6 protein-coding genes and 3 pseudogenes are annotated in these 6570 nt (G+C 72.8%); 8 read left to right on the top strand and 1 reads right to left on the bottom strand.

The genetic code is table 11. The features are described from left to right. A pseudogene (locus VB737_RS13830) lies at positions 1-635 on the top strand (single-stranded-DNA-specific exonuclease RecJ); the annotation flags it as partial. Beyond that, positions 632-2065 carry a chloride channel protein gene (locus VB737_RS13825; protein ID WP_500313794.1) on the top strand — a complete coding sequence of 478 codons (1434 nt, stop codon included), beginning with the start codon at positions 632-634 and terminating at the stop codon, positions 2063-2065. The pseudogene VB737_RS13830 and the gene VB737_RS13825, both read left to right, overlap by 4 nt. Here the strand turns inward: VB737_RS13825 and VB737_RS13820 are convergent. Then, positions 1964-2218 (bottom strand): annotated as a pseudogene (locus VB737_RS13820) (hypothetical protein); the annotation flags it as partial. The gene VB737_RS13825 and the pseudogene VB737_RS13820 sit on opposite strands and share 102 nt — an antisense overlap. On the opposite strand from VB737_RS13820, the gene VB737_RS13815 reads away from it, so the two are divergent. The 6 genes and pseudogenes from VB737_RS13815 to VB737_RS13790 all read left to right on the top strand — a co-directional run. Beyond that, on the top strand, positions 2166-2549 hold the full coding sequence (locus VB737_RS13815) for a YkgJ family cysteine cluster protein (RefSeq protein WP_500313792.1): 384 nt from the start codon (positions 2166-2168) through the stop codon (positions 2547-2549). The pseudogene VB737_RS13820 and the gene VB737_RS13815 sit on opposite strands and share 53 nt — an antisense overlap. Further along, positions 2546-2884 (top strand): TMEM165/GDT1 family protein, encoded by a 339-nt coding sequence (locus tag VB737_RS13810; RefSeq protein WP_500313790.1) that lies wholly within the window; start codon positions 2546-2548, stop codon positions 2882-2884. Before VB737_RS13815 ends, VB737_RS13810 begins: the two co-directional genes overlap by 4 nt. Positions 2885-2903: 19 nt before the next feature. Then, positions 2904-3245: a TMEM165/GDT1 family protein gene (locus VB737_RS13805; protein WP_500313788.1), complete on the top strand. Its 342-nt coding sequence runs from the start codon at positions 2904-2906 to the stop codon at positions 3243-3245. A gap of 143 nt (positions 3246-3388) precedes the next feature. Further along, the gene (locus tag VB737_RS13800) at positions 3389-5695 is read left to right on the top strand and encodes an RNB domain-containing ribonuclease (protein WP_500313796.1); all 2307 of its coding nucleotides are present in this window, start codon (positions 3389-3391) and stop codon (positions 5693-5695) included. Positions 5696-5702: 7 nt separating this feature from the next. Further along, the gene (locus VB737_RS13795) at positions 5703-6353 is read left to right on the top strand and encodes a flavin prenyltransferase UbiX (RefSeq protein ID WP_500313787.1); all 651 of its coding nucleotides are present in this window, start codon (positions 5703-5705) and stop codon (positions 6351-6353) included. A gap of 11 nt (positions 6354-6364) precedes the next feature. After that, positions 6365-6570: pseudogene (locus VB737_RS13790) on the top strand (hypothetical protein); the annotation flags it as partial.

The following is a 6570-nucleotide window of genomic DNA, read 5'->3' as shown; positions in this document are numbered from 1 at the left end:
GCTTCACGGTGCGGGCCGAGAACGTTGGAGCGCTGCAGGAACGGCTCGACGCCCTGGCCAGCCGCTGGCTCGAAGCGGCGGGCGATGGCCGCCCGGTGGAGCCCGAGGCCCTGCTGCGGCTGGAGCGCATCGACCGGGAGTTCTGGCGCCAGCTCCAGCGGCTCGCCCCCTTCGGCATCGGCCATCCCACCCCCCTGTTCTGGAGCAGCCGCTGCCAGGTGGTGGAGCAGAAGCTGCTGCGCGGCGGCCACCTGCAGCTGCAGCTGGCCCAGGGGGAGGCGCGGCTGCGGGCGATCGGCTGGCGCTGGCAGGGACCCGACCAGTGGGCGGGCCCGGTGGATGTGGCCTACCGCCTGCGCCGCGATGACTGGCAGGGGGTGGAACGGTTCCAGCTGGAGCTGGAGGCGATCCGCTGCAGCGGCGGTGACACCGTGGTGCTGCAGCGCCGCGACCGCACCTACTGGTGCCGCCGCCAGGGGGACAGCCTGGTGATCCGCAATGCCGCCGGCGAGGAGCTGTCCTCCGCCATCCCGCCCGACGGCACAGGCCCCGCCGCCCTGGTGGATCCGCCCCACCCCTACGTTCAGGGGCTGATGCGGGAGGCGGCCATGGCCCTGGGGATGGTCGAAGGATGAGCCGGTCCCCGCTGGCCCCGGTGCGTTCCCTGCTGCTGCTGGCGCTGCTGGGGGCCGTGGTGGGGCTGGCCTGCTGGCCGCTCAACCGCATCGACCTGCTCCAGGATCGCCTGCTCTCCACCCTGCCGGCCTTCAGCGGCGGCGGCTGGAGCACCACTGGCTGGCTGCTGGCCCTGGCCCCGATCCCCCTGGTGCCGCTGCTGCTCTGGTTCCAGCGGGGACCCTGGCGCCGCGGGGCCGGCTCGGGCATTCCCCAGGTGATGCTCTGCCTGGAGGATCCCCACCGGGGCACCCGGCTGCTCTCCGCCGCCCCGACCGGGGAACGGCTCGGCCTCTGGACCGTGGCCAGCCTGGCCCTGCTGCCCCTGGGCCGCGAGGGCCCGGTGGTGGAAGTGGGCGCGGCCGTGGGCCAGGCCCTGCTGCGGCGCTGGCCCGGCCTGCTGCACCGGGCCAGCCGGGGCCACCTGCTGGCCGGAGCCGCGGGGGCCGGTCTGGCCGGCGGCTTCAACACCCCCCTGATGGGGATGATCTTCGTGGTCGAGGAACTGACTGGCAGCTTTCAGCAGCGGCTGGTGTGGCCGGCGCTGGTGCTGGCCAGCGCGGCGGCCCTGGTGAGTGGCCTCGGCGGCCAGCCGATGTTCGCCCTGGGGATCAACCCCAGCCCGGTGGCGGAGATCGAGCAGCTGCTCTGGGCGATCCCGATCGGCCTCGGCGGCGGGGCGCTCGGCGGCCTGTTCGCCTGGCTGCTGGTGCGGGCCACGGGCCACATCACCCCGCTCGCCCGCCGTCAGCCCCTGCGCCTCGGCCTGGCGGCGGGGGTGGCCCTGGCCCTGCTGGCCCTGGTCACCGGCGGCGCCAGTGGTGGCGATGGCGAGACCCTGATGCGCCTGATCCTTGATCAGGATGCGGACACCACCATCGACGGCAGCTGGATCGTGCTGCTGGTCTCGCGGTTGGCGGGGCCGGTGCTGGCCCTCTCCGCCGGGATCCCCGGGGGCTTGATCGACCCGGCCTTCGCCATCGGGGGTGTATTCGGCGCAGGGGTGACGCGGACCCTGGTGGGGGATCCCCATCTGGGCCTGGCCCTGGGGATGGCGGCGGGGCTGGCGGGCGCCACCCAACTGCCGCTGATGACGATCGCCTTCGCTATTCGCATGGCTGGGGACCAGCAGCTCATGCCGGGTCTGGTGGCCGCCGCTGTGATCGCGTCCTACACGGGTCAGGCGATCCAGCGCCGACCAGTGTACCACGCCCTGGCGGACCTGCTGGTGCCGGAGCGATCAGAGGGCGCCGCGGCGGTAGTAGAGGATGAAGATCACGGCCGGACCGGCCAGGGTGATCAGGGCCAGGGCGCCGAAGTTGGAAATGAGATGGAAATCGATACCCATGGTGCGGCTGCCGGCGAGGGGGACAATCGGCCAGGAGTGTAGGTCGCCCGGCGGCTGCTTGAGGGCGTCGCCCCGGCGGCCGTGATCGGTTGTCATGGCTGGCGGGGGCGTGGGCTGGGAAGACGGCCTCGGGTGTGAGTGAATGGAGCGACCCCGTGGCGTCCCCGTGCCCCGACCCGAGCACTGGCAGTGCATCAGCGGCTGCGGTTCCTGCTGCCGCCTCGATCCGGCCCTGCGGGGCGACGCGATCGAGGCCCTCGATCCCGATCAGCAGGAGCTCTACTTCGCGATGGTCGGGGAGGATGGCTGGTGCCGCCATTTCGACACCGGTTCACGACGCTGCCGCATTTATGCGGAACGCCCCGACTTCTGCCGGGTCGATCAGCTGGTCGCGCTGTTCGGCCAGCCCGGCGACGACCCCGATGCCCTGGCCATCGCCTCCTGCCGGCAGCAGATCCGGGCCGAGCTGGGTGGGTGCCATCCGGTGATGCGCCGTTTCCTGCGGACGATCCGCCAGCCCTCATGAGCAGCGCCCCCGGATCCCCGGCCCCCTCCAGCTGGATCACGGTGTTCCTGAGCACCGCCACCACCGTCTTCCTGGCTGAACTGGGCGACAAGACCCAGCTGGCCGCCCTGCTGCTGTCGGCCCAGTCGGGCCGGCCGGTCGTCGTGTTCGTGGGCGCCTCACTCGCCCTGATCTGCTCCAGCCTGGTGGGGGTGCTGCTGGGGCGCTGGCTGTCCACCGTCATGCCGCCCCACCAGCTGGAGCGGGCGGCGGGGATCCTGATGGTCGCCCTGGGGCTGTGGCTGGGCCGCCAGGCGGTGCTGCACCTGGCACCGCTCCACCTGCTCAACGCCTGAGTCCGTCACCCGCCGCGCCATGCCGCTCGCCCTGCTCGCCTCCACCTTCGCCACCGTCTTCCTGGCGGAGCTGGGCGACAAGACCCAGCTGGCCATCGTCAGCATCAGCGGCACGTCCAACCGGCCCGGGGCGGTGTTCGCCGGCAGTGCCTTCGCCCTCGTGCTGGCCAGCCTGGTGGGGGCGGCGGCGGGCGGTTCCCTCTCCAGCGTCATCCCCACCGATGGACTGCAGCTGGCGGCCTCCGCCGGCTTCCTGATCATCGGCACCCGCCTGATCCTGCGCTCCGGCGCGGCGGACGCTGAGGCTGCCGCTGCGGCCTCCGAAGCCCCCGCCGGGGACTCCGAGACGCCCGCTCCTTAGAGTCCCCGGGTGACGCACGCCGTGATGGCGGGCGCTGCCGGGCCATCCCCCGTCCACGGAGGCCGTCGACCCCCCTGGCGCTCCGGACCACCCTGGCCATCGCGCTGCTCCCGCAGTGCCATCCTCCGCGCATGTCCCATCCGATGAAGTTCACGGTCGCCGATCTGCTCGACCATCTCTCCACGACCGATGCGGTGGCCCTGGCCAAGCTGGAGAAGTCGCTGGGCCTGACCACCAAGACCTGCAAGCAGCAGTTGCGCATCGGTCTGGATGCCCTGCTGCGGCTGGGGCTGGTGGAGGAGGACGGGGAAGGCCTGCGCGCCCGCGAAACCCCTGAGCTGATCCCGGCCCGGCTGCGCTGCTCCAGCAAGGGCTTCTGCTTCGCCCTGCGGGAGGACGGCGGTGAGGACATCTACATCCGTGACCACCAGCTCAACCACGCCTGGAATGGCGATCGGGTCCTGGTGAAGATCACCCGCGAAGGGGGCCGCCGTCGCTCGCCGGAAGGGGGTGTCCAGTGCATCCTCGAGCGCCAGACCCCCAGCCTGCTGGCCCAGGTCGAGCGGCAGGACGGCCAACTCGTTGCCATCCCCCTCGACGACAGGCTGCTCACCGCCGTCGCCCTGCCCGAGGAGGACGCGGTCCACCTCGACCAGGCCGAGGAGGCGGTGGTGGAGGTGAAGATTGACCGCTTCCCGGTGGCCCAGTTCGGCCCGGCCGGCCACGTGGCCCGCAGCCTGCCGGTGCACGGCGGTGAAGCGGCCGACACCGACCTGCTGCTGGCCAAGCACCGCCTGCAGGAGCGGCCGGCCTCCCCCCGCGCCACCCTCAAGCAGCCCGTCGCCAAGGGCCGCGCCGACCTGACGGCCCTGCCCACCCTGATCCTGGAGACCTGGGAGGGTGGCGAAGCCCCGGTGCTGCCCGCCATCTCCCTGGAGGAGCGGGAGGGCGGCTGGCGGCTGTGGGTGCACAGTCCCGCCGTGGCCGAGCGCATCGGCATGGGCAACAGCCTCGACACCTGGCTGCGGGAGCAGGGCGAGGCGATCTGCCTGGGACGCCGCTGGCTGCCCCTGCTGCCCCCCGCCCTCACCAAGGCCTGCGGCTTCCGCCCGGGCGAGAGCCAGGCGGCGGTGTCGGTGGCCCTGGAACTGGACGCCGAGGGGGGCCTGGAACACTTCCGCTTCAGCCTCAGCCAGATCAGCCCCGATGCCCGGGTGGACCGGGCCGCGATGCAGGCCCTGGCCGAGCGCAAGCCCAAGGCCCGCACCGTCCCCGCCGCCCTCAAGCCCCTCAAGGACCACCTGCCCCTGCTGGAGCAGCTGGTCCAGCTGAGCGGCCTGCTGCGCCAGCGGCGCCTCGCGGCCGGCTCGATCGACCTCGACCTGCCGATGCCTGGCATCGACAACCTCGGCGACCTGCGGGTGCCCGCCCCGGACACGGCCCTGCAGGGCTGGCTGGTGGAGCTGCCCACCGAGGATCCGGTGGCGATCCTGCGGGAGGCGGTGCTGGTGGCCCACCGGGCCCTGGGCCGCCACCTGCTGGCCCTGGAGCTGCCCGCCCTGTTCGCCCTCAACCCGGCGGCGGACGCCAGTGACATCAACGACGTCGCCAAGGCGGCCCTGGCCCTCGACATCCCGATGGAGCTCAGTGCCGATGGCAACGCCAGCGCCGCCGAGCTCGCCGCCGTCTTCGCCGCCACCGATCGTGGCCGACCCCTGCAGCAGCAGCTGCGCGATGCGCTCCGGCCGGTGCAGCTGGCGGCCGAGGCCGGCCCCCACGCGGTCGCCGGTGAGGAGACCGCCGTGGCCCCCTGGTGCTGCCCGGCCCTCCACTACGCCGACATCTGGAACCAGCAGTTGCTGGTCAGCCTGCTGGTGGACGGCAAGGACCGCCCCAGTGTGCGCCACAAGATCAGCACCGACCTGGCCAGCGACGCCTGCCACGGCAGCACCGACTGGCCCCTGCTCACCCCGGGTCAGCTGGCCCCCTACCAGCAGGGCCTGGAGCACGGCCTGGCCCAGCGCCTCAACGGCCGCTGCCGCTTCCTGCAGGAGCTGCAGGCCGATGTGCTCGCCCTGGCCCAGGCTCGCCACACCGAGCCCCTGGTCGGCCAGACCCTGCCCGGCGTGATCAGCGGCGTGCAGAGCTACGGCTTCTTCGTCGAGGTTCCCCCCTCCCAGGTGGAGGGGCTGGTGCACGTCAGCTCCCTCAAGGACGACTGGTACGAGTACCGCTCCCGCCAGAATCGCCTGGTGGGCCGCAAGTTCCGTCGCACCTACATGGTCGGCGACGGGGTCGATGTGGAGATCCAGAAGGTGGATGCGCTGCGCCATCAGATCGATCTGGCGGTGCTTCAGCCCGAGGACTTCGAGCAGGTGGAGGAGGGCGCCGCCGATGGCGCCGCGGACGACGATGCCGATGACGCCCCCGGCGACACGGACGAGGGCTGAGCCGCCGATGGCACCGTCCTCGCTTCCCGTGGTGCTGGCGGTGTCCGGCGCCTCCGCCCAGCCCCTCGCCGAACGGGCGCTGCAACTGCTGCTTGAGGACGACCTGCCGGTCGAGATGGTCACCAGCCGCGGGGCGATCGGGGTCTGGCAGGCGGAGATGGGCCTGCGGGTGCCGTCGGAGCCTGATGCTCAGGAGCACTTCTGGCGGGAACGCACCGGGTGCAGCTCCGGCCGGCTGCACTGCCACCGCTGGAACGACCAGGCTGCCGCCATCGCCAGCGGCAGCCACCTCACCCGTGGCATGGTCATCCTGCCGGCCAGCATGGGCACCGTCGGCCGGATCGCCTCCGGCGTGGCGCTCGATCTGATCGAACGGGCGGCCGATGTCCACCTCAAGGAGGGACGGCCCCTGGTGATCGCACCGCGGGAGCTGCCCTGGAACCTGGTGCACCTGCGCAACCTCACCCGCCTGGCCGAGGCCGGGGCCCGCATCGCCCCCCCGGTTCCGGCCTGGTACCACCAGCCCACCACGATCGGTGAGATGGTGGACTTCCTGGTGATCCGTGTCTTCGACACCCTCGGCCTCCAGCTCGGCTCCCTGCAGCGCTGGCAGGGGCCCGTGGGCCGGCCCGCCCCGGACGAAGTCTCCACCCCCTGACGCTCCGGACCGTGCTGCATCGCCTGCTGCTGCTCCCCCTGCTCTCGCCGCTGCTGGTGACCCTGCTGGTGGCGGCCCTCAACCCCAGCCCCTCCCTGGCCCTGCGGCTGCTCACCTGGCAGACCCCGTCGCTGCCGATCGGCCTGTGGATGGCCGTCGCGGCGGGCGGAGGCGCGGCCCTCAGTGCCGGCGCCACCGCCCTCGCCCTGCGCCAGGG

Origin of the sequence: Synechococcus sp. BA-120 BA3 (assembly GCF_034931285.1) — a bacterium.
Lineage (GTDB): Bacteria > Cyanobacteriota > Cyanobacteriia > PCC-6307 > Cyanobiaceae > Cyanobium.
The sequence above is the reverse complement of the archived record's forward strand: the minus strand, read 5'-3'. Positions and strand labels throughout refer to the sequence as shown.

Bases quoted from the DNA above. Each gene is read 5' to 3' on its own strand.
- VB737_RS13825 (WP_500313794.1), top strand. From the start codon at position 632: ATGAGCCGGTCCCCGCTGGCCCCGGTGCGTTCCCTGCTGCTGCTGGCG.
- VB737_RS13815 (WP_500313792.1), top strand. From the start codon at position 2,166: ATGGAGCGACCCCGTGGCGTCCCCGTGCCCCGACCCGAGCACTGGCAG.
- VB737_RS13810 (WP_500313790.1), top strand. From the start codon at position 2,546: ATGAGCAGCGCCCCCGGATCCCCGGCCCCCTCCAGCTGGATCACGGTG.
- VB737_RS13805 (WP_500313788.1), top strand. From the start codon at position 2,904: ATGCCGCTCGCCCTGCTCGCCTCCACCTTCGCCACCGTCTTCCTGGCG.
- VB737_RS13800 (WP_500313796.1), top strand. From the start codon at position 3,389: ATGAAGTTCACGGTCGCCGATCTGCTCGACCATCTCTCCACGACCGAT.
- VB737_RS13795 (WP_500313787.1), top strand. From the start codon at position 5,703: ATGGCACCGTCCTCGCTTCCCGTGGTGCTGGCGGTGTCCGGCGCCTCC.